Origin of the sequence: Chromobacterium sp. Beijing (assembly GCF_021496765.1) — a bacterium.
Taxonomy (GTDB): Bacteria; Pseudomonadota; Gammaproteobacteria; order Burkholderiales; family Chromobacteriaceae; genus Chromobacterium.
This window is the reverse complement of record NZ_CP053750.1, coordinates 892,249-913,714: the sequence shown is the minus strand read 5'-3', so window position 1 is coordinate 913,714 and position 21,466 is coordinate 892,249. Positions and strand designations below refer to the sequence as shown.

The 21,466-nt window shown below is 66.6% G+C and carries 22 protein-coding genes; 8 read left to right on the top strand and 14 right to left on the bottom strand.

Annotated elements, in window-relative coordinates; genetic code table 11:
- Positions 1 to 6 precede the first annotated feature (6 nt).
- From HQN78_RS04565 to crcB, 5 genes are all read left to right on the top strand, one after another.
- Positions 7 to 1,059, top strand: a complete 1,053-nt coding sequence (locus HQN78_RS04565; protein WP_235088212.1) for a hypothetical protein — start codon at positions 7 to 9, stop codon at positions 1,057 to 1,059.
- An 18-nt stretch (positions 1,060 to 1,077) separates the two neighbouring features.
- Positions 1,078 to 1,626: an ATP/GTP-binding protein gene (locus HQN78_RS04560; RefSeq protein WP_107799639.1), complete on the top strand. Its 549-nt coding sequence runs from the start codon at positions 1,078 to 1,080 to the stop codon at positions 1,624 to 1,626.
- On the top strand, positions 1,623 to 2,255 hold the full coding sequence (locus HQN78_RS04555) for a peptidase M23 (protein WP_227107887.1): 633 nt from the start codon (positions 1,623 to 1,625) through the stop codon (positions 2,253 to 2,255). The genes HQN78_RS04560 and HQN78_RS04555 overlap by 4 nt, the downstream gene beginning before the upstream one ends.
- 48 nt (positions 2,256 to 2,303) lie before the next feature.
- Positions 2,304 to 2,666 carry a roadblock/LC7 domain-containing protein gene (locus HQN78_RS04550; protein WP_048410238.1) on the top strand — a complete coding sequence of 121 codons (363 nt, stop codon included), beginning with the start codon at positions 2,304 to 2,306 and terminating at the stop codon, positions 2,664 to 2,666.
- A 214-nt stretch (positions 2,667 to 2,880) separates the two neighbouring features.
- Complete coding sequence (gene crcB / locus HQN78_RS04545; RefSeq protein ID WP_235088210.1) at positions 2,881 to 3,270, top strand: fluoride efflux transporter CrcB; 390 nt, start codon at positions 2,881 to 2,883, stop codon at positions 3,268 to 3,270.
- A gap of 126 nt (positions 3,271 to 3,396) precedes the next feature.
- Here crcB and pcp read toward each other — a convergent pair whose 3' ends face one another.
- From pcp to pxpB, 7 genes are all read right to left on the bottom strand, one after another.
- Positions 3,397 to 4,050 carry a pyroglutamyl-peptidase I gene (gene pcp / locus HQN78_RS04540; RefSeq protein ID WP_235088207.1) on the bottom strand — a complete coding sequence of 218 codons (654 nt, stop codon included), beginning with the start codon at positions 4,048 to 4,050 and terminating at the stop codon, positions 3,397 to 3,399.
- Positions 4,047 to 5,057, bottom strand: coding sequence for a DUF2891 domain-containing protein (locus tag HQN78_RS04535; protein ID WP_235088205.1), 1,011 nt, complete (start codon positions 5,055 to 5,057; stop codon positions 4,047 to 4,049). The genes pcp and HQN78_RS04535 overlap by 4 nt, the downstream gene beginning before the upstream one ends.
- Positions 5,058 to 5,066: 9 nt before the next feature.
- Positions 5,067 to 6,053 (bottom strand): DUF979 domain-containing protein, encoded by a 987-nt coding sequence (locus tag HQN78_RS04530; protein WP_235088203.1) that lies wholly within the window; start codon positions 6,051 to 6,053, stop codon positions 5,067 to 5,069.
- Positions 6,050 to 6,763, bottom strand: a complete 714-nt coding sequence (locus HQN78_RS04525; protein ID WP_235088201.1) for a DUF969 domain-containing protein — start codon at positions 6,761 to 6,763, stop codon at positions 6,050 to 6,052. Before HQN78_RS04525 ends, HQN78_RS04530 begins: the two co-directional genes overlap by 4 nt.
- A 63-nt stretch (positions 6,764 to 6,826) precedes the next feature.
- Positions 6,827 to 7,564 carry a 5-oxoprolinase subunit PxpA gene (gene pxpA, locus HQN78_RS04520; protein WP_235088199.1) on the bottom strand — a complete coding sequence of 246 codons (738 nt, stop codon included), beginning with the start codon at positions 7,562 to 7,564 and terminating at the stop codon, positions 6,827 to 6,829.
- Complete coding sequence (locus tag HQN78_RS04515) at positions 7,549 to 8,481, bottom strand: biotin-dependent carboxyltransferase family protein (protein ID WP_235088197.1); 933 nt, start codon at positions 8,479 to 8,481, stop codon at positions 7,549 to 7,551. Before HQN78_RS04515 ends, pxpA begins: the two co-directional genes overlap by 16 nt.
- Complete coding sequence (pxpB, locus tag HQN78_RS04510; protein ID WP_227107880.1) at positions 8,474 to 9,136, bottom strand: 5-oxoprolinase subunit PxpB; 663 nt, start codon at positions 9,134 to 9,136, stop codon at positions 8,474 to 8,476. Before pxpB ends, HQN78_RS04515 begins: the two co-directional genes overlap by 8 nt.
- A 155-nt stretch (positions 9,137 to 9,291) precedes the next feature.
- Here pxpB and HQN78_RS04505 point away from each other — a divergent pair, with 155 nt between their 5' ends.
- From HQN78_RS04505 to HQN78_RS04495, 3 genes are all read left to right on the top strand, one after another.
- Positions 9,292 to 9,801, top strand: a complete 510-nt coding sequence (locus HQN78_RS04505) for a winged helix DNA-binding protein (protein ID WP_081546777.1) — start codon at positions 9,292 to 9,294, stop codon at positions 9,799 to 9,801.
- Between the two features lie 479 nt (positions 9,802 to 10,280).
- The gene (locus tag HQN78_RS04500) at positions 10,281 to 12,704 is read left to right on the top strand and encodes a bifunctional diguanylate cyclase/phosphodiesterase (protein WP_107799649.1); all 2,424 of its coding nucleotides are present in this window, start codon (positions 10,281 to 10,283) and stop codon (positions 12,702 to 12,704) included.
- A gap of 96 nt (positions 12,705 to 12,800) precedes the next feature.
- Entirely contained in the window at positions 12,801 to 13,595 is a 795-nt protein-coding gene (locus HQN78_RS04495) for a TenA family transcriptional regulator (RefSeq protein WP_227107878.1), read from the top strand.
- A 109-nt stretch (positions 13,596 to 13,704) separates the two neighbouring features.
- Here the strand turns inward: HQN78_RS04495 and gltX are convergent, their stop codons facing one another.
- The 7 genes from gltX to HQN78_RS04460 all read right to left on the bottom strand — a co-directional run bounded on the left by gltX (position 13,705) and on the right by HQN78_RS04460 (position 21,343).
- Positions 13,705 to 15,090: a glutamate--tRNA ligase gene (gltX, locus tag HQN78_RS04490; protein ID WP_235088194.1), complete on the bottom strand. Its 1,386-nt coding sequence runs from the start codon at positions 15,088 to 15,090 to the stop codon at positions 13,705 to 13,707.
- Positions 15,091 to 15,210: 120 nt separating this feature from the next.
- A complete protein-coding gene (locus HQN78_RS04485) occupies positions 15,211 to 16,242 on the bottom strand; it encodes a LacI family DNA-binding transcriptional regulator (RefSeq protein WP_235088192.1) in 1,032 nt (343 codons plus the stop codon).
- A gap of 134 nt (positions 16,243 to 16,376) precedes the next feature.
- A complete protein-coding gene (gene rbsB, locus HQN78_RS04480; protein WP_107799653.1) occupies positions 16,377 to 17,315 on the bottom strand; it encodes a ribose ABC transporter substrate-binding protein RbsB in 939 nt (312 codons plus the stop codon).
- A 235-nt stretch (positions 17,316 to 17,550) separates the two neighbouring features.
- Entirely contained in the window at positions 17,551 to 18,489 is a 939-nt protein-coding gene (locus tag HQN78_RS04475) for an ABC transporter permease (protein WP_019099980.1), read from the bottom strand.
- 66 nt (positions 18,490 to 18,555) lie between these two features.
- A complete protein-coding gene (locus tag HQN78_RS04470) occupies positions 18,556 to 20,049 on the bottom strand; it encodes a sugar ABC transporter ATP-binding protein (protein ID WP_235088190.1) in 1,494 nt (497 codons plus the stop codon).
- A gap of 11 nt (positions 20,050 to 20,060) precedes the next feature.
- Entirely contained in the window at positions 20,061 to 20,459 is a 399-nt protein-coding gene (rbsD, locus tag HQN78_RS04465; protein ID WP_107799654.1) for a D-ribose pyranase, read from the bottom strand.
- On the bottom strand, positions 20,456 to 21,343 hold the full coding sequence (locus HQN78_RS04460) for a ribokinase (protein WP_235088188.1): 888 nt from the start codon (positions 21,341 to 21,343) through the stop codon (positions 20,456 to 20,458). Before HQN78_RS04460 ends, rbsD begins: the two co-directional genes overlap by 4 nt.
- Between the last annotated feature and the right edge of the window lie 123 nt (positions 21,344 to 21,466).

The following is a 21,466-nucleotide window of genomic DNA, read 5'->3' as shown; positions in this document are numbered from 1 at the left end:
ACGCCCATGCCGCGCGCCGCCCCTCCCGCCCCCGATATCGCCGTGCTCGCCGTCGGCATGGACGATCGCAAGCTGGCCCTGCTGCGCATGGCCTTCCGCCTGCACCACAGCTTGCGCTACCGTTTGCTCGAATCCCCGTCCGACGAACGCGCGCCGGACCTGGCCATCGTCGATGTCGACAGCCCCGTCGGCTGGCAGGCCTGGGAAACATTCCGCCAGCGTCATCCGGCGCTGCCGGCCCTGATCGTCGCCGCGACGCCGCCGGAGCGCGCGCCCGTCCCGACGCTGGCCAAGCCGTTGCGGGTGGAGACCCTGTTTCCTCAACTGCAAGCGGCGCTGCGGCGCGCGCCCGACGCGGCAAGGGCAGCGGAAGCGTTCCCGGCGCCCGCGCCCCGGCCCGAACCGGTCGCCGCTCCGGCTCCGCCGCCGTCCATGCCGTCGATCTCCATCGCCCGCTTCGACCCCCGACGCGGCCTGCTCGGCGCGACGACGCGGCTGGCGCGCCAGCCTCGGCCGGCGCTCTTGCTGGCCGAGGGCCGGCCGCTGCTGTGGCTGCGGCCGGACCGCGCGCAAGCGCAATGCCTGCAGCCGGCGGAGCAATTGCGCGAGCTGTGCCGGCAAGACGCGCCCGCGCTGCACGCTCAAGCCGCCGGCGCCAGCGCCGGCGTCATCACCCAGCCGCTGCCGGCGCTGCTGTGGCAGTTGGCGATCTGGAGCAGCCAGGGCCGGCTGCCGGCCGGCATCGGCGCGGACACTCCGCTGCGGCTGAGGCAGTGGCCCAACCTGACCCGGCTGGCGGCGCTGCCGGACGCGACGCGACTGAGCGCGCTGCTGACCAAGACACCGGCCACGCTGCGCATCATCATCCGGCTGCTGCGCGTCGATCCCGAACACGCCTGCACCTTCCTCTCCGCGGCCCACGCGCTGGGCCTGCTGGACTGGAACAGCGACGCGCCGCCCCTGAAAGTGATCTCCAGCGCGCCGGTGCGCCCCGACGCCGTCGCGCCCGAACGCGCCGGCCTCCTGTCCCGACTCTTGCAAAAAGTGACCCGTTTGTGAGCCTCACGACCTTCCATCATGCGCAGCCCAGATAACAAAATCCTCTTCGCGGGCCCGGTGGGCGCGGGCAAGACCACCGCCATCGCCGCCATCAGCGACATCGCCCCGATCCGCACCGACGCCAAGGCCAGCGACATGACCTTGCATCGCAAGGACCACACCACGGTGGCGCTGGACTACGGCATGTTGCGCCTGGACGCCGACACCAAGATCCACCTCTACGGCACCCCCGGCCAGGAGCGTTTCGACTTCATGTGGGACATCGTCAGCCGCGGCAGCATCGGCCTGATCCTGCTGCTGGACCACAGCCGCGCCAATCCGCTGCAAGACCTCGGCTTCTTCCTGCGCGCCTTCGAGCCGCTGCTGCGTCGCGCGCCGCTGGCGCTGGGCGTCAGCAAGACCGACCTCGCGCCGCTGTCCGCCACCGCCGTCTACGCCGACGCCCTGGCCGCCCGCGGGCTGAGCGCGCCGGTGTTCGAAGTGGACTGCCGCCGCCGCGAAGACATCAAACAGCTGCTGCTGGCGCTGCTGTACTCGATAGACCCTGGCCTGGGAGAACCGCAATGAACGAAGAACTGCGTCTGAGCGGGCCGCTTTATCCAATGGCCACGCCGGCCGGCGCCTTTTACGCCGTCGCCGGCGCGGAGGCCGACCTGACCCGCCGTCTGCTGCTCAACATCCTGCGGCTGGGCCATGCGGTGCCGCTTAGCGAACCCTTGCTCAGCGAGTGGTGCGACGACGAACTGGAGCAAGCGCTGGCCACCCTTTACCGCTTGCAACGGCTGGAATTCGTCCACGGCACCGCCGAGCCGCGGCCGGCCGCCGCCGGCAACCTGGAAAGCCAGTTGCCGGAGCTGCTGGCGGCGCTGTCCGGCAGCGGCCAGGCGCTGCTGGCCGACGACAACGGCCTCTATTACGCCACCGCGGGCTTTCGCCACGAAACCGCCGAGGAAATCGCCGCGCTGGCCGGCGACCTCATGTCCTTGAGCCGCCGGCATCACCTGCTGCTCAAGAACCACCTCAACCTGGGCAGCGCCGCCTGGGCCTCGGTGGATCCGGCCGGCCGCAGCCAGCTGGCCTTTTACCCCTTGCACGTGGCGCAGCAGGCCTTCGCGCTGATCATAGGCGGCGAACCGCGGCTGCAAAGCGAAGCCTTCGTCGGCCTGGTGGAGCTGCTGGTGCGCCGCTACGCCTGAACCCCGGCCGCGCGGCGGCCGGCGCATTGAACAATCCAGGAGAAACCCATGCGTGAACAAATGCTCAAATCCATTCTGAGCGACCTCAACGGCGCGTCCGCCGACATCGAAGCGTCCGCCATCATTTCCGCCGACGGCCTGACCATGGCGGCGCTGCTGCCGCAAGAGGTGGACGAGGACCGGGTCGGCGCGATGGCGGCGGCGATGCTGTCCCTGGGCGAGCGCACCGCGCGCGAACTGGCGCGCGGCGGCCTGGAACAGGTGATGGTCAAGGGAGAACACGGCTACATCCTGATGAGTCACGCCAGCCCTGACGCGGTGCTGACCGTGATCGCGCGGCGCGAGGCCAAGCTGGGCCTGATTTTTCTGGACGCCAAGCGCGCGGCGCGCAGCATTGCCGAAATCCTCTAAATCAACGGTTCAATGTCTGCTGCGCGTAGCCGGGCAAAGGCCTTGAAAGCCGCTTCGGAAATGCCCATTCCCCCTTGCGCGTTACGCCTTCTCGGCGGTTTCGCCTGGTCTCGCCCCGGCGCGCGAGGCTTTGAACTCGCTCCGGCAAACCGGCCTATACTTGGCGGCGTCTGGCCGGCACAATAGGGTTTTGCTTTTATGCCAGACCCGCTCCATGTGGAAAACCATACTCGCCATCTCCGTCGGCGCCGCGCTGGGGGCGCTGCTGCGCTGGGCGCTGGGCGTCAAGCTCAACAGCCTGTGGCCCAGCCTGCCGCCGGGCACCCTGGCCGCCAATCTGGTCGGCGGCTACATCATCGGCCTCGCCATCGCCTTCTTCGCCAGCGCACCGGGCGTGTCGCCGCTATGGCGGCTGCTGGTGATCACCGGCTTCTGCGGCGGTCTGACCACCTTCTCCACCTTCTCCGCCGAAGTCGTCTCCCTGCTGCAGCAACAGCGGCTGCTGCCGGCGCTGACCGCCGTCGCCGTCCATGTCTGCGGTTCACTGCTGGCCACCCTCGCCGGCATCGCCAGTTGGCAGTGGCTGCGCGCGCTCAAGAGCTGAACGCCGTCCAAGAACGCGCTTAGCCGTTCACACCGCCAGGCTTCGCGGCGGGGAGCGCGGTATGCGCCGACGCGAGAACGCTTGCAGACCGTACCCGCCGTGCCGCGCCGTGGATCCTACACCGCGCTAATGCGTCGCCCCGCCGGTTTCCACGATGTCCGTCGTCGCCGTCAACGCCGTTTCCAGGGCCAGCCTCAGGCCGGCGACTATCGTCTCCAAGCTCATGCTGGGCGCGCCCGGATGCGCGGCGGCCTGCTCCGGTAGATACGGGATGTGAATGAAGCCGCCGCGCGCGGGCGTTCCGGCCAAGGCGTGCATCAGGCCGTAGAACACATGGTTGCAGACAAAGGTGCCGGCGCTCTGCGACACCGCCGCCGGAATGCCCGCCGCGCGCAGCGCCGCCGCCTGGGCCTTGATCGGCAAGGTGCTGAAATAGGCGGCCGGCCCGCCCGGCACCACCGGCCTATCTATCGGCCGCCGCCCGGCGTTGTCCGCGATGCGAGCGTCGTCGACATTGATCGCCACCCGCTCGAGCGAAAGCTCGGGCCGCCCGCCCGCCTGCCCCACCGCCACGATCAGCGCCGGCCGCAGCGCGGCCATCTCCTCGCGCAACACGGCCAAGGCTTCGCCGAACACGCAGGGCAGCCGCCTCGCCGCCACCGCCGCCACCGCCGCGCCCGCCAGCGTCTCGCCGTCCAGCCGGCGCACGGCCTCCCACGACGGGTTCACGCTCTCGCCGCCAAACGGTTCGAAGCCCGTCAACAAAATGGTCTTGCTCATTCGCACTCCCCCTCTTCCAAGGCCAGCAGGGCGAAAGTCCCCAGCCAATGCTCGCCGGTGTAATGGCCGCTGACCACGTGCGGCAGGCCGGCGTCCAGATGCGCCCGCGCGCTTTGATTCAGCAGAGGCCTCCAAGCGTCATCCGGCGGCAAGGCGGCCGTCAACTGGCGCAAACACCAGGCGCGGCTCAAATTCAGGCCGATGAGGTGACCGATCTTGGGGTCCGAGCCGTCGCTGACCCGGACCGGGCTCAGCAAGGCAGCGCTGCGCGGCAAATCCGGCGAGAAGGCGCGCAGCCAGTCGCGGAACGCCTCGGCCGACAATAGCCGGCCAAGCAGCAAGGCCTGACACAGGCTGGGCGACAGAAAGTCGTCGCCGCTCGGTTCCAGCCGCGCCGGATAGTCCGCATCGGCCAGGAAGTAACGCCGGGCGGCCGCCTCCAGCGCCTGCGCCAGCTCGGCATCGTCGGCGGCGCGGGCGTAGTCCAGGCTCAGCAGCAAGGCGAAGGCGGTGTTGGCGTGCCCGCCGCCGCGGATCGGGTAATCCTGCAAAGGCAGAAACCTCAGCCAGCGCTGGCGGATCAAGGCCAATAACGGCTGCATCGCCGCGCGCCATGACCCGGCTTGCGGCAGATCCCAGGCCTCGAGCTCCTGCGCCAGGGCCAGCAGCCAGGCCCAGCCATAGGGCCGCTCGAAGCTGGCGCGGCCCGGCGCGGCGAAATAGTCCGCCTCCGCCTGGAAAGCCTGCGGCGTAAAATGGCCGGCGAACAGGGCGGCGATCTCGGCCTGCTCCGGCAAGGCCGGGAAACGGCGAGCCAGCCGCGCCAGCAGCCAGAAGCCGTGCACGGCGGAGTGCCAGTCGTAGCAGCCGTAGAACACCGGGTGCAAATCGCGCGGCGCGCGCGCGTCCTCCGGCCCGTTCAGCAGATGGCTCAGCAGATTCGGATATTCCCGAACCAGGCCGGCCAGCGGCAGCGCCGCCAGCTTGGATGCTTGTTGCGGATTCATGCGGTCTCCTCAACGGAACACGATGAAATACATCAATAGGATATTCACGCCCAGCAAAGCCAGCGCGGTGGGAATCTGGGTCTTGATCACCAGATATCGGTCCTTCAGCTCCAGCAAGGCCGCCGGCACGATATTGAAATTGGCCGCCATCGGCGTCATCAGCGTGCCGCAATAGCCGGAATACATGCCTATCGCCACCAGCGGCGCCGCGTCGGCGTGATGGCCGACGATCAGGAAAGGCAGCGCGATGCCGGCGGTCATCACCGGGAAAGCCGCGAAGGCGTTGCCCATGATCATGGTGAACAGGGCCATGCCGATACAGTAGATCGCCACCAGCAGAAAACGATTGCCCGGATCCACGAACAAGCTCACCGCTTCCTGCACCGCCTGGCCGGTCTTGGCGGCGACGAACACCCCGCCCAGCATCGCCAGCATCTGCGGCAGGATGGCGGCCCAGCCGATGGCGTCCACCAGACGGCGCGATTCCCGCACCGCCTGCAGCGGCGTTCCGCCGGTCAGCCTCCAGCCCAGCAGCACCGCGCAAACGCAGGCCACCGCCAAGGCGGCCAGGGTCAGATGCTTCTGATCCAGCAAGGCGAGACCGCCTATCCCCACGCCCTTCAGCGCCAAGGTGCAGGCCACGGTCAGCAGGGGAATCAGCAAGGCGGGCAGGAAGATCTTGTTGCCCAGGCGCTGGGCGGCGTCCTGCCGCTGCCCATCGCTTCTTTGGCTATAGCTGCCCGGAGCCAGCAGGCCGGCGCCGGCCAATAGCGCCAGCGCGACAACAACGAGTCCCACCAGGCGGTAGGTCATCGCCTTGCCCAAAACGGCCGTCATCAAGTCCCCGAACAAAAAGGTGGCGCCGAACAAGAACCAGAACAGCGCGGTGGTGTAACACTTGGGGTTGCCGCGGTCGCGCAGCGTCATGCCCACCAGGAGCATCACCACGATGCCGATCAGATAATAAACGTCATTGATGCTGAACCATGCATTCATGCCGCGGCCTCCTGTTTCGCGCGCCAGGCGGCGATATCGCCTTGCAGGCTGGCGTCAAGCCGCGCCAAGCGCGCCATATGGATGATCAGCGCGCTGATGGCGGTGGGAATCGCCCACAGGCCGATGTGCAGCGGCTCGATATTGGCGATGCCGTTTTCCTTGAGGAAGGCGTCCATCAGCAAGACCGCGCCAAAGGCGATGAAGATGTCCTCGCCGAAAAATACGGCGATATTGTCGCAGGCGGCGGCATGGGCGCGGATGCGGTCGCGCAGGGCCGGAGGCAGCTCCCCCAGTTGATTGGCCGCGGCGCCTTCCGCCATCGGCGCCAGCAGGGGGCGCACGGTTTGGGCGTGGCCGCCCAGATTGATCAGGCCCAGCGCCGCGGTCAGCTCGCGCACCACGAAATACAGCATCAGGATGCGCGCGGTGGTGGCGCTCTTGATGCCGGCTATCCATTGCTGCGCGCGCTCTTTCAAACCGTAGCGCTCCAGCAGACCGATCACCGGCAGGATCAGGATGAAGGTGGCCAATTGACGGCTATTGAGGAATTTCTCGCCGAAGGTTTCCAGCAGCGTCCCCAGGTCCATGCCGACCGCCAGGCCGGTGCTCAGACCGGCGGCGGTGACCACCAGCAGCGGATTGAAGCGCAAAGCGAAGCCCGCCACCACGACGGGAATGCCCACCAGGGGCAGATAGGATGCAAGATCCATGCAGTTTCTCCTTTGTATGATGGAAATGGCCGCCTGCGGACGGCTCTAGTTTCCGGCTAACGCTCACAAGGCGACGATGTTTACCCCCTCCTGTTCCAAGCGTTGGCGCAGCAGCCGCGCGAAGTGCAGCGCGTGCGCGCCGTCTCCGTGCAGGCAAACGCTGTCGGCGCGAAGCGCCAGCTCGCCGCCGTCCAGGCAGGCCACGCGACCGCGCAGCACCAAATCCAGCGTCTGACGCAAAGCCTGCTCCGCGTCTTCGATCACCGCGCCCGGCGTTCCGCGCGGCGCCAGGCTGCCGTCGGCCAGATAGGCGCGGTCGGCGAACACCTCTTCCACCGCCTGCAAACCGTGGCGCCGCGCCGCGCGGCCGGACTCGCCGCCGGCCAGGCCGACCAGCCTCAGCTCAGGATCCCAATCCCTCACCGCGCGGGCGACGGCGTCGGCCAGCGCCGGATCGCGCGCCGCCTGGTTGTACAGCGCGCCGTGCGGCTTGACGTGACGCAGCCGCGTTCCGGCGGCCTTGGCCATGGCCGCCAGCGCGCCCACCTGGTACAACACGTCCTGGTACACCCGCTCCGGCGCGCGCTGCATAGTCCGGCGGCCGAAATGCTCCCGGTCGGGAAAGCCAGGATGGGCGCCCAGCGCCACGCCTCGCCGCGCCGCCGCCTGCACCGCCAGCCACATCTGTTCGGCGTCGCCCGCGTGCCAGCCGCAGGCGATGTTCACCGAACTGACCTGATCCATGATCGCCGCGTCGTCGCCGCAGCCCTCGCCGATATCGGCGTTCAAATCGATCTGCATGCCTGACTCCAGTCCTGTCCCTGCAAGTACCGGCGCAGACGCGCGCGCGCCGTCGCCGCCTGCTGCGCGTCCACCATCTCGAAACGCAGCTTGGCGCCCGGCCGCGCCTGCGCCAGCTTCCACAAATCCGCCTCGATCACGCAGGCGATGCGCGGATAGCCGCCCGTCGCCTGCGCGTCCGCCAGCAACACGATGGGCTGGCCGCCCGGCGGCGCCTGCACCACGCCGGGCAGCACCCCGTGGGACGGCAAGTCCCCGTCGGCCTCGCGCGCCAGCGCGTCGCCCTGCAGGCGGTAGCCCATGCGATTGCTCTGCGAGCTCACCGTCCACTCGCCTTCGCTGAAGGCCTGCCGCGCCTCCCGGGCGAATTGCCGCCACTCCGGGCCCGGCAGCGCGCGCAGCGCCGGCGACCAAGCAAGATTGCGCCGTCCCAGCCGGCCAGACAGCGCCGCCGCCGGCCCCAGCGGCAAGCGGTCGCCCGCCTCCAGCGCCCGCCCCATCCAACCGCCCAGACCGGCCTGCAGATCGGTGGCGCGCGCGCCCAGAGCCAGGGGCGCGTCGATGCCGCCGGCCAGGGCGAGATAGGCGCGCATGCCGTGGCGGCAGCCGCGCAGCAGCAGCCGCTGGCCCGCGCGCGCCGGATAACGCCAGCCGCTCCACACCGGCTCGCCGTCCAGTTCCGCGTCGAAATCCGCGCCCATCAAGGCGAACCAGCCGTCGCGCAGAAAGCGGACGCCAAACGGCCCCAGGGCCACTTCGATGCCGGCCGCGTCCGCGGCATTGCCCAGCAGGCGGTTGGCCATGATCAAGGCCGGCGCGTCCAGCGCGCCGCTTTGCGCCACACCGAGGTGGCGCAAGCCGCGCCGGCCCAGGTCCTGCACCGTGCTTTGAATGCCGGCCTGCGTGATTTCAATCATCTCCGCCCTCCTGCGGCACAAAGCGCACGCTGTCGCCCGGCAGCAGCAGGGACGGTTCCGCGCGCCGAGGATCGAATAATTTCAATGAAGTGCGGCCGATGATCTGCCAGCCGCCGGGGCTGGTCGCCGGATAGATGCCGGTCTGGCCGCCGCCTATGCCCACCGAGCCGGCCGGCACCGCCAGCCGGGGCTCGGCGCGCCGCGGCGTGGCCAGGCGCTCGGGCAAGCCGCCCATATAGGCGAAGCCGGGCTGAAAGCCGAGGAAGTACACCACGTAGTCGGCCGCGGCATGAGCGGCGGCGACATCCTCCTCGCTCAAGCCCGCATGCGCCGCCACCGCGGCCAGGTCCGGACCGTGGCGGCCGCCGTAGCGCACCGGCACGTCCACCCGCCGCAAACGCGGCTCGGCCTCTTGCGCCGCCGCCCAGCCGCGGCGCAAGCGCTCCAGCCAGGCCTCGCCGTCGTCGGCGTCCGGATCAAAAATCAAGGTGAGATTATTCATGCCGGGCACCACGTCGATCAGCCCGGCCGCGCCCGTCAGCGTCTGCGCCAGCCACCAGATGCGGCGCTGACACGCCAGATCGGCCGGCTTCGCGCTCTCCAGCACGGCGGCGCGTTCGCCCAGCAAGTAATAGCGCATTGGGTTTGATGCCAAACCATTCTCCATATGCAACCGTCCGCCTCGCGGCGCTCGAATTTATTATTTTGCAGACAAAACATCTATAAATTATTTGTATTTATTGGCGATGTCCAGCACAAATGACGTTTTGCTATACTGGCCGGCCAGCCACCTCGTCGCCAGGCCCGTCCATGAACGCTCAACGCAATATCGTCTCCTCATCGCATCTGGTTTCGGAGCGTTGCGCCGAACTGTCCGAGTTCGAATTCGGGCTGATCGTGGCCAACAACGCCTTCAACCGCTGGATGATCCGCTGCATGGCGGCCGCGGGAGAAACCGATATGACCGCGATGGAGGTGTCGCTGCTGCATCACGTCAACCACCGCGGCCGCAGCAAGAAACTGGCGGACATCTGCTTCGTGCTGAACATCGAAGACACGCACGTGGTGTCCTATGCGCTGAAGAAGCTGGTGAAGATGGGCTATGTCGGCAGCGAAAAGGTGGGCAAGGAGGCTTTGTTCGCCACCACCCAGGCCGGCGTGGAACTGTGCCAGCGCTACCGCGACGTCCGCGAGCAATGCCTGATCAACGCGCTGATAGACAACGGCGGCCAACAGGCCGATATCGGCGACAACGCCCAGTTGCTGCGCATGCTGGCCAGCTTGTACGACCAGGCCTCTCGCGACGCCGCCTCCATGTAAGAAGCGCTTCAAAGTCCGCGGTGCTTCAGCGATACGGCGTTGAAAACCCGTTCATAAGAGATCCGGCGCGGCGGCCGCGGACCAGCCCTCCTCCCCCTCTCTCGCCGCCGCTTCCCACCGGCGCGCGCACGCGCGCCGACCGCTCCCCGCCCCGCCTTGCGCGCGCCGGCCGCCGCCATGGTCAAGCCAATAGCAAGCCCATGGAAATTAGGCTATTCATTTATTATCAAACTTTCTCATCTAAAATAAACATTCGATATAGTTGTCAAAAACATTGAATAATTTCGAATGGGATGATAAAAACGCCATACACCAGCACATAGACCGGTGAACTTCCGCCCGTCGGCGGGCGCGCCGCGACGGGCAGGCTCCGGACTCAAGCGCGGCGCCGGCTCGCCGCTCGGGCCGGAGATGTCGGCGGCGGCGCTTGATGGGGACCATTAGCCGCATAGTTACCATATTCATCAGCCGGAACCGCCATGAGGTCGAATACCGCCAACCGACAGTTGCTCTTTGTCGTGCTGCCCTTCCTGCTCATTGTCGTCATGCAGGTGGCGCTAAGCGCGTTCAGCCTCTACGTGGTGTCCACCGCCCGCGCCTACGTGGCGGGGGAAGGCCTGTGGTCTAAAGCGCAGAAGGACTCCATCTACCACCTGACCCGCTACGCTCAAACCGGCTCCGACCATGACTTCCAACGCTATCGGCTGGCCATCTCCATCCAATTGGGCGACCACCGGGCGCGGCTGGCGCTGGACCGCAAGCCGCCGGATCTGGACACCGCGCGCCAAGGCTTTCTGGACGGCGGCAACCACCCCGACGACATCGAAAACATCATCCGCGCCTATCTGTGGTTTCACCACGTCAGCTATCTGGCCGAAGCCATCCGCTATTGGAAAATCGGCGATTACTACCTGCAGGAAATTCAGACCATAGGCGAGCAATTGCGCCAAGGTTACGCCGACGGCTCCTTGAGCCAGGACGACAAGGCCGCCCTCACCTCGCAGATCGCCGAGATCAACGAAGCGGTCAAGGCGCCGGCCCAGGGCTTTTCCCGCGTGCTGGGCAACGCCTCGCGCGAGGTGAGCCAGGCGGTCTGGCGCGTCAATCTGCTGGTGGGCCTGCTGCTGGTGCTGCTGACCATTTTGCAGATCCGCCGGCTGATCCAGGCCTCGGACAATTACAAGGCCGCCTTGCAGGCGGAGCAGCAACGCGCCGAGATCACCCTGCAATCGATAGGCGACGCGGTGATCACCCTCAATATGCAAGGCGCGGTGATCTATCTGAACCACAGCGCCAAGCGCATGCTCAGCCACCTGGAGACGGAAAGCCTGGGCCTGCATTTCGACGAATTGCTCAGCCTGATCAAACAGGGGCAGGACAAGGACAGCACGCTGAGCTTCGCCGAGCTCTGCCGGCTGGACGAAAGCAGCCGCACCTATCCCAAGCTAAACATGCTGCGCCACAACGCGATTCCGCTGCAGGTCAGCCTGGTGGCCGCGCCGATACGCGACCGCCGCGGCGAGCAATACGGCATCGTACTGGTGCTGCACGACAACACCGCGGAACAGCAATACATCAACGAGTTGTCCTGGCAGGCCAGCCACGACGCGCTGACCGGCCTGCTCAACCGCCGGGAGTTCGAAACCCGCGCCATCAAGGCGATCAAGCAGCTGGGCCAGGCCGAGGCGTCGCTGGCGCTGATGTTCATCGATCTGGACCAGTTCAAGCTGATCAACGACACCTACGGCCACGCCGCCGGCGATGAACTGCTGTGCCAGATCAGCCGTTCGGTGGCGCGGCGGCTGCGCGCCTCGGACACGCTGGCGCGGCTGGGCGGCGACGAGTTCGGCGTCTTGCTCGGCAACAGCTCGGTGGAATCCGCCATCGCCAAGGCCAATAATCTGCGCCAGGCCATCATGGAATGCAGCTTCCAGTGGGAAGGCAACCAATTTTCCATCAGCGCCAGCATCGGCCTGGTCTGCGTGTCCGACGCCGACACCTCGCTGGCCGAGGTGATGCGGTCGGCCGACATCGCCTGCTATATGGCCAAGGAAAAAGGCCGCAACCGCATCCAGCTCCACATCCCGCACAATTCCGAAGTGTCGGCGCGCTTTCACGAAATGGACTGGGTGCAAAGGCTGCGCCAGGCGCTGCGCGACGACAGCTTCACCCTCTACGCCCAGGACATCGTCCCGCTGGCCGCCCATCCGGAACGCGGCCGCTATGTCGAAGTGCTGCTGCGCCTCAACGCCGACGACGGCAGCCAGGTGCCCCCCGGCTTGTTCGTGCCGATCGCGGAGCGCTACGGCCTGATGACCGAAATCGACCGCATCGTGGTGGAAAAAGTGTTTCAGGAGCTGGCCTTGCTGCGCCGCGCCGGCAATCAGGACATCCGGCATTGCGCGATCAATCTGTCCGGCTCCACCTTGTGCGACGACGGCTTCCTCGCCTTCGTGCAGCAGCAGTTCCAGCGCAGCGGCGTGCCGCCGGAGCTGATCTGTTTCGAGATCACCGAAACCAACGCCATCGCCAATCTGGAAGCCGCGCAACGGCTGATCCACGAGCTGCGCCGGATCGGCTGTCTGTTCTCCTTGGACGATTTCGGCACCGGCATGTCCTCCTTCGCCTACCTGAAGCACTTGCCGGTGGACTTCCTGAAAATCGACGGCAGCTTTGTCCGCGAGATGGCGACGGACCCGATAGACCACGCCATGGTGGAAATGATCAACCACATCGGCCACGTCACCGGCAAGCGCACCATCGCCGAATTCGTCGACACGCCCGAGATCGTGGCCGAACTGCGCAAGCTGGGCGTGGACTACGCCCAGGGCTTCCACCTGAGCCGGCCGGAGCCCTTCGGCTTTCGCCACGCGCATGGAGACCGCCGAATGCGACAGCAATAGGCTACCGGCCTGGTCGTCAGGCCGGATCTGGGCGGCCGGGAGGCCGCCGCGTCTGGCCGGCTTGGCCCGGCTTTGCTTCTAAGGAAAGGGGACACCATGAGTAAAGAGATCGGTTTTGTCAGGAGCGGCCCGCTGATGGACCTCCACAGCTATCCGGAATGGACGCGGGAGCTGGTGCGCCATTGCGACGCCTTCAAACGCCAGGTGGTGGAACACGAGTTGTTCCGGCAAATGCGCGACGGCGTGCTGCCCGCCGCCATCCACCAGGCCTTTCTGCGCGGCGGCTGGCCGGTAATCGAACAGTTTCCGCAATATATGGCCAAAAACCTGCTGAAAGTGCGCTACGGCCAGCATCGCGGCCATGATATGGCGCGCCGCTACCTGATCCGCAACATCCGGGTGGAGCAGAACCACGCCGACCACTGGGTGCAATGGGCCGCGGCGTCCGGCGTGGACACGGACAGCCTGCTGCGCAACCCCCAGGCGCTGGAAACGCTGAGCCTCAGCCACTGGTGCCATCAGGTCTGCGAGCGCGAATCGCTGGAGGTGGCGATGGCGGCCACCAATTACGCCATCGAAGGCGCCACCGGAGAATGGTGCGCCGCCGTCTGCTCCAAGGAGGACTACGCTCGGCAGTTCCCCAAGGAAAAGCGCGCCAAGGCGATGAAATGGCTGGCGCTGCACGCGCATTACGACGACGAACACCCCTGGGAGGCGCTGGAAATCATCGTCACCCTGGTGGGCGAAAATCCAAGCGCGCAGCAAGTGGCCGAGTTGCGCCACGCCATCTGCCAAAGCCACCGCTACATGCGCCTGTTGCTGGATCATTATATGAGCCAGCCCGCGCCTGAGACTTGCGCGCGCGTCTGCGCCGAGCCGGCGCTGGCCTGAGGATCTGTTCAAGGCCCGGCAAGAGGCGCGCGCCTGCGCCGCATGGGCGTAAAACAAACCGCCCCGCAAGCCAACGCTTGCGGGGCGGTTTTTAGCGTCGACGGCCGGCTCAGCCGCGCAGGCGACGCAGCACTTCGTCCTTGCCGATCAAGGCCAGCACCGCGTCCACCGACGGCGTCTGGGTGGTTCCGCACACCAGCACGCGCAGCGGCATGCCCAACTGGCCCATCTTGATGCCCTCTTCCGCGCAGAAAGGCTTGAACAGCTCGTGGATGCCTTCCGCGGACCAGGCGTCCAGCGCCGCCAGCTTGTCGGCGAAACGGCCCATGCGCGCCACGCTGTCGCCGGACAGATGCTTGTCCACGTCGGCCGCGGCGGCCTCGCGCTTGCGATAGAAATAATCCACTTCCAGCGCCAGCGCGTTCAGGTCCTGCACCCGCTCCTTGACCAGGGCGATCACCTCCTCGATGGCGGGCCCGCCGGCCAGCTCGACGCCGGCGGCGGCCAGGCGCGGCGCGATCAGTCCGGCCAGGCGGCCGTTGTCCGCGCTCTTGATGTGCTGGGCGTTCAGCCACATGAATTTTTCATGGTTGAAGCGGCTGGCGGACGCGCTCACCGCTTCCAGGCTGAACCACTCGACGAACTGCTCCATGGAGAAGAACTCGTCGTCGCCGTGGCCCCAGCCCAGGCGCGCCAGGTAGTTGAGCAGCGCTTCCGGCAGAATGCCCTTGTCGGCGTAGTCCACCACGCTGACCGCGTCGCGGCGCTTGGACATTTTCTGGCCGTCCTCGTTGAGGATCATCGGCAGATGGCCGTACACCGGCAGCGGCGCGTTCAAGGCCTTCAGGATATTGATCTGGCGCGGGGTGTTGTTGACGTGGTCGTCGCCGCGGATCACATGGGTGATCTGCATGTCCCAATCGTCCACCACCACGCAGAAGTTATAGGTCGGGCTGCCGTCCGGACGGGCGATGATCAGATCGTCCAGTTCCTGGTTGGCGATCTCGATGCGGCCCTTGACCGCGTCGTCCCAGGCCACCACGCCGTCCAGCGGGGTCTTGAAGCGCACCACCGGAGTCACGTCCGCGGGGACGGCCGGCAAGGTTTTGCCGACTTCCGGACGCCAGCGGCGGTCGTAACGCGGCTTCTCGCCGCGCGCTTCCTGTTCTGCGCGCATCGCTTCCAGCTCTTCCTTGCTGCAATAGCACAGGTAGGCATGGCCGGAGTCCAGCAATTGCCGGATCACGTCCTTGTAACGGTCGAAGCGATGGGTCTGGTAGAACGGGCCTTCGTCGTAATCCAGGCCCACCCAGTGCATGCCGTCCAGAATCGCCTTCACCGACTCCGGCGTCGAGCGCTCCAGATCGGTGTCCTCGATGCGCAGCACGAACACGCCGTCGTTCTTGCGGGCGTAGGCCCAGGAAAACAGCGCGGTGCGCACGCCGCCGATATGCAGATAACCGGTGGGACTGGGAGCGAAACGGGTACGGATCATGGTGACTCAGGCTCGAAAATCGTGAAACGGCTATTGTACGCCGGCTGACGAAGCGGCAGCAAACCCCAGGGTCTGTTGAGCTTTGTTTTTCCGCCGGGGAAAAACATAGTTCAACAGAGCCTAATCCGGCCAGCGCCGGTGCAGGCTGGCCGGCACCAGGGCCTCCGGCTCGGTCAGCGTCTGCCCTTCCAGCAGAGCCAGGGCCAGGTCCAGGCTGCGCGCCGCCATTTCGCGGCTGTCCTGCACGATGGCGTCGACGCGCAGCGGCAGGCAGTCCAGCAAGGAGTGATCGTCGAAGGTCAGCAGGCGCAGCGGCGCGTTGGCCAGACCGCAATGCTGATTGAGAAAGGCCAGCGCGCCCTCCAGCAGCGACACTGAGGCGGTGAACAAAGCCTGAGGCAGGCGTTGATGCTGTTGCCGCCATTGCTGCATCAGTTCGAAACCGGAACGGCGCAGATAATCGCGATGGCACACCCAGCCCGGCCCTTCCTCAACGCCGTGAAGCGCCAAGGCCTGACGATACCCTTGCAGGCGGTCGCGGCTGGGCGACAGCTCGGGCTGGCCGCCGAAGAACACCACTTCGTACACGCCCTGCTCCAGCGCGTCGCCCACCAGGCGCTCCACGCTGGCGCAGCCGTCGGTCACCACCGACGGGATGCCGCTGCCGTCCACCCGGCGGTCGACGAAGACCAGCGGCAGCCGCCGCACCCATTTCTGGTAGGACTTGGCCTCGTGCGTGCACGGCACCACGATCATCGCGTCCACCTGCCGCGCCGCCAGATGCGCCATCACCTCGGCCTCGCGTCGCGGATCTTCGTCGCTGGTCACCAGCAGCATCTGGTAATCGCGTTGGCGGCACAGTTCCTCCATCGCCTGGGCCAAGGCCGCGTGGGCGGAGTTGGTCAGGTCGGGAATCACCAGCCCCACCGAGTTGCTGCGCCGCGAGCGCAAGGAGCGCGCCGACTGCGACGGGTTGAAGTGCTGCTCGCGCGCCACCTTCTCCACCCGCTCCACCGTGGCCCGGGAAATGCGGTAGCGCTCGGCATGGCCGTTGAGCACCATGCTGGCGGTGGTGCGCGACACGCCGGCCAGTTCGGCGATGTCGTCTATGGTCAAACGCTTGTAGCCGCTCATCGACAGCCTATTCCTCATGCGGCGGCGCCATGCCGCCGCGGACTCGATTGCAAAACAGCCCCGGCCTGCGCAAGCGCGGGACGGGGCCGCCGATTGCCGGCCACCTTACCTCAAGCCGGCCCTCATCGCCAGAGCGAGACCGGTCTTCAGGCTTACTGCTTGACCAGGTTCAAGGGCACCGGGATGAATTTCTCCACCTGCTGGCCGTCGATCAGCTTCTTGGCGGTCTGCACGCCGTACTGGCCGATCAGTTCCGGCTGTTGCTGCACGGTGGCGGCTAGGCCGCCGGCCTTGACCGAGGCCACCGCGTCGGCGGTGGCGTCGAAGCCCACCACCGCGACGTTCTTCAGGCCGGCGGCCTGGATCGCCTTCAAGGCGCCCAGCGCCATTTCATCGTTGTGGGCGAACACGCCCTGCACGTCCTTATTGCCCTGCAGGATGTTTTCCATCACCGACAAGCCCTTGGCGCGGTCGAAATCGGCCGGCTGCTTGGCCACGATCTTGACGTCGGCCTTGCCGTCCGCCACCGCGTGGAAGCCCTGACCGCGCTCGCGGGCGGCGGAGGAGCCGGGGATGCCTTCCAGTTCCACCAGCCGGCCCTTGCCGCCCAGCTTCTGCAGCAGGAAGTCGGCCGCCATCTTGCCGCCGGCCACATTGTCGGAGGCGATGTGGGCGCTGACTTCGGCGCCGTTGACGCTGCGATCCAGCGACACCACCTTGATGCCCTTGCTCACCGCTTCCTTCACCACATTGGCGACGGCGGAGGAGTCGGTCGGATTGATCAGGATCACACTCACCTTCTTCTGGATCAGATCCTCCACGCTGGCCTGCTGCTTGGCGGAATCGTCCTGCGCGTCCACGGTGATCAGGCGCACACCCTCCTTGGCCGCCTCGTCTTCCGCGCCCTTGCGCAGCGAGACGAAGAACGGATTGTTCAGCGTGGACACCGCCAGGCCCACCACCGGCTGGCCGGCGGCCGCGGCCGGCGCGCTGGCGCCGGACGAGGCGCCGTCGGCCGGACCCTGCTTGGTGCAGGCGATCAGACTGGCCGCGATGACACTGAAAACCAAAGGCTTGATTAAGCGTTGCATATCGGAACTCCCCCTAGTGTGATGAAAGCGCTGCATATTGAAACTCCCCTAGTGTTATGGTCGCTTGCGCTGTTGTCCCGCCGCTGGCGGGCCGCGCTCTGAACCTGTTCACGATCTGTCACGCATCGACGACACGGCCTTGAAAACGGCTTCAGAATGCTGGTGCGACATGATGCGCGCGCCACACCCTCAGCCTTTTTCGTCTCGTCTCGCTCGCGAGATCGTGAAAACGTGCTTACTTCTTGCCGCTGCGGTCCAACAGCACCGCCAGCAGAATCACCACGCCCTTGATCACCTGCTGATAGAAGGACGATACGCCCAGCAGATTAAGGCCGTTGTTCAATACCCCGATCAGCAAGGCGCCGATCAGCGTGCCCACAATCCAGCCGCGGCCGCCGGTCAGGCTGGTGCCGCCCAGCACCACCGCGGCGATGGCGTCCAGCTCGTAGCCGGCGCCGGCGGTGGGCTGCGCCGAATTCAGCCGCGAGGTCAGCACCGCGCCGGCCATCGCCGACAGCGCGCCGGACAAGGTGTAGACCCAGATCTTGACCCGGTCCACCTTGACGCCGGACAGCCGCGCGGATTCCTCGTTGCCGCCGGTGGCGTAGACATGGCGGCCGAAAACGGTTTTCTTCAGCATGAACCAGAAGCCGGCGAACATCAGCAACATCCACACCACCGGCACCGGCACCACGCCGGCCACATAGCCGCCGCCCAGCATGGAGAACATATCGCTGCCGAAGCCGGTGATCGGGCTGCCGTTGGACGCCACCAGCGACAGGCCGCGCAGAATGGTCATCGACGCCAGCGTGGCGATGAAGGGCGCCACCTTGCCCTTGCTGATCACCAGACCGTTGCAGCAGCCCATCAGCGCGCCGGACAGAATGCCCAACAGCGTGGCCAGCAGCGGATCGACGCCGGCTTGCAGCAGCATCGCGGTCAGCACCGACGACAAGGCCAGGATGGAACCCACGGACAGATCGATGCCGCCCAGCAGGATGACCAGGGTCATGCCGAAGGCGATCAAGGCGTTGATGGAGACCTGGCGCATCACATTGAGCAGATTGCCCATGGTCAGGAAGTCGGCGCTCATCACCGACAAGCCGGCGCAGATCGCCAGCAGGGCGATGAAAGGCCCGAGTTTTTGCAGCGTTGCTTTTTGTTGCGGGGTCATCTTGCTTACCGTTTCCCTTGCTTGCGCCCGATGGGCGCGACCTGAATATTCAATGCGCGGCGACGCTCAGTCCGCCGTCGCGCCGGCCGCCGCGGCCATGATGTCTTCCTGCGTCGCCGCGCCGGCCTCGAACAGCCCGGCCCGGCGCCCCTCGTGTATCACCAGGATGCGGTCGCTCATCGCCATCACTTCCGGCAATTCGGACGACACCATGACGATGGCCGCGCCGGCGGCGGCCAGTTGATTGATGATGTGGTAAATCTCGGCCTTGCCGCCCACGTCGACGCCGCGCGTCGGCTCGTCCAGCAACAGCAGCTTGGGCGGCTCCGCCAGCCACTTGGCGAACACCACTTTTTGCTGATTGCCGCCGGACAAGGATTTGACGTCCAGTTCCGCGTCGCGGGTGCGGATGCGCAATTGCTCGATCAGCCGTCGCGCCTCCTCGTTCTCGGAACGGCGGTTCACCACCCCCAGCCGCGCGTGGCGGCGCAGATGCACCAGGGTGGCGTTCTCCCGCACCGACATGCCCAGCACCAGGCCCTGGCTCTTGCGGTCTTCGGTCACGTAGGCGATGCCGGCGGCGATGGCGTCGCCGGGCCGGCGGATGTCCAGCTCCGCGCCGTCCAGCCTCACCCGCCCCTGCCGACGCGGCCGGACGCCGAACAAGACATTGAGAATCTCGCTGCGGCCCGCCCCCATCAAACCGGCCACGCCCAGCACCTCGCCGGCGCGGACCTCGAAGCCGATGTCCCGGATGCGGCCATCGTCGGCCAGCCCTTCCACTTCCAGGCGCACCGCGCCGGGCGCGGACGCGCGCTTGGGAAAACGGTCGCCGATCTCGCGGCCCACCATCAGCCTCACCACCTCGTCGAAATCAGTGGCGGCGATCTGACGCTCGCCGACGAAGCAGCCGTCGCGCAGCACGCTGATCTTGTCGCAGACGCGGAAGATTTCCTCCATCCGGTGCGACACGTAGACAATCGCCACGCCGCGCCGCTTGAGCTGCTCCATGAAGACGAACAAGGCTTCGATCTCGCGCTCGGTCAAGGCCGCGGTCGGCTCGTCCATAATCAACACCTTGGCGTTCAAGGACATGGCCTTGGCGATTTCCACCATCTGCTGCTGGCCGATGGACAGCTTGCCGGCCTCCGCTTCCGGGTCGATCTGACCGGCGCCCAGCTGCTGCAAAATCTGGCTGGCCTCGCGCCGCATGCCGGCGCGCCGGATCACGCCGAAGCGGCTATGCTCGCGTTCGCGTCCTAGAAACAGGTTTTCCATCACCGACAGCTGCGGAATCAAATTCAGTTCCTGATGGATGATGGCGATGCCTTGGGCTTCGGCCTCGGTGGTGGAGCGTATCGTCGCCGGCCGGTCGTTGAGCAGGATCTCTCCGGCGTCGGCCTGATGGACGCCGGACAGAATCTTCATCAAGGTGGATTTGCCGGCGCCGTTCTCGCCCATCAAGGCATGCACTTCACCGCCCGTCACGGTGAAATCCACCGCCTCCAGCACCTTGACCGGGCCAAAGGCCTTGCTGATGCCGCGCATGCTTACCTTCATCGCCCGTCCCTTCAAAAGATCACGCCGGAATACAGGATCACATTGGCGTACGGCGTGCATTCGCCGGTGCGGATCACCGCCTTGGCCTCGCGGCAGCGGCGCTTGAACTCCTCGTGCGGCGCGTACTCCACCGCCACGCCGTGCGCGGCCATATCGTTGGCCAGCACTTCCACCGCCGGGCTGTGCTGCAGGCATTCGGAGGCGAACAAGGCCCGCTCCGCCTTGAAGTCCGCCAGGATGGAGTCCAGCACGCTGGGAAACTCCGGCACGCCCAGGCGCAGGCTCAGGTCTATGCACTCGACGCCGGGCGGAATCGGCAGGCCGCAATCGGCGATCACCAGACTATCGGTGTGGCCCATGCCGGCCAATACCCGCGCGATGTCCCGGTTCAGATGTCCCAGCCGCTTCATGCCTGTTCCTTCAGCATCTGTTGCAGCGCGGCCAGCGTCGGCATGCCGCTCTGCGCGCCGGATCGCGTCACCGACAGCGCGGCCGCGGCGCAGGCCAAGGCCATCGCCGCCTCCAGGCCCTGCGGCCAGAACGCGGCCAAGGCGCCGTTGAAGGTGTCGCCGGCGCCGGTGGTGTCCACCGCGGACACCACGAAGCCGGCTTGATGATGCAGGCTGCCGTCGGCGCGGCAGAAATAAGCGCCGTCCTTGCCGCGCGTCATCGCCACCCGTCCCGGCAGTTTGCGCATCAGCGTTTGCCAATCGCCCTGCTCGTCCAGCGCCTGCGCCAGCTCGTGTTCGTTCGGCGTCAACAAGGCGGTCCGTTCCAGCAGGCTGGACGGCAAGGGGCGGGCCGGCGCCGGATTCAGCAAAAAGGGCTTGCCGTGGCGTTGCGCCAGCTCGGCCGCGCGCTCCACCGTGGCCAGCGGCACCTCCATCTGCGCCAGCACCACGTCGGCGTCGCGGAAGGCTTGTTCGTCCTGATCCAGATGCTCCGGCAGCAACTGATGGTTGGCGCCGGGCACCACCACGATGGCGTTGTCGCCTTCGGCCAGGGTAATCGTCGCCAGCCCGGTGGCCACATCCGCCTCGCGCAAGTGGCCGATGTCCACGCCCTCGGCCCGCAAGGTCTCCTTGAGCTGGGAGCCGAACATATCGCGGCCCACGCAACCCAACAAGCTCACCTGCGCGCCCAGCCGCGCGGCGGCCACCGCCTGATTGGCGCCCTTGCCGCCCGGATAGGACGCAAAGCGCTTGCCAAACAAGGTTTCACCCAGCCGTGGATAGCGCTCCGCTTCCACCACCAGATCCATATTCACACTGCCCACCACCAGGACCCGGGTCATAGTTTCCTCATCGTGATCAAACGACGCCGCGGCTAGCCCGGCGGCGCCAATTGCTAAAACGTAATCAGCTGACGCTTTATAGCAGAGCCGCCCACGCGCCGGAAGCGATAAACTCAATCTGTT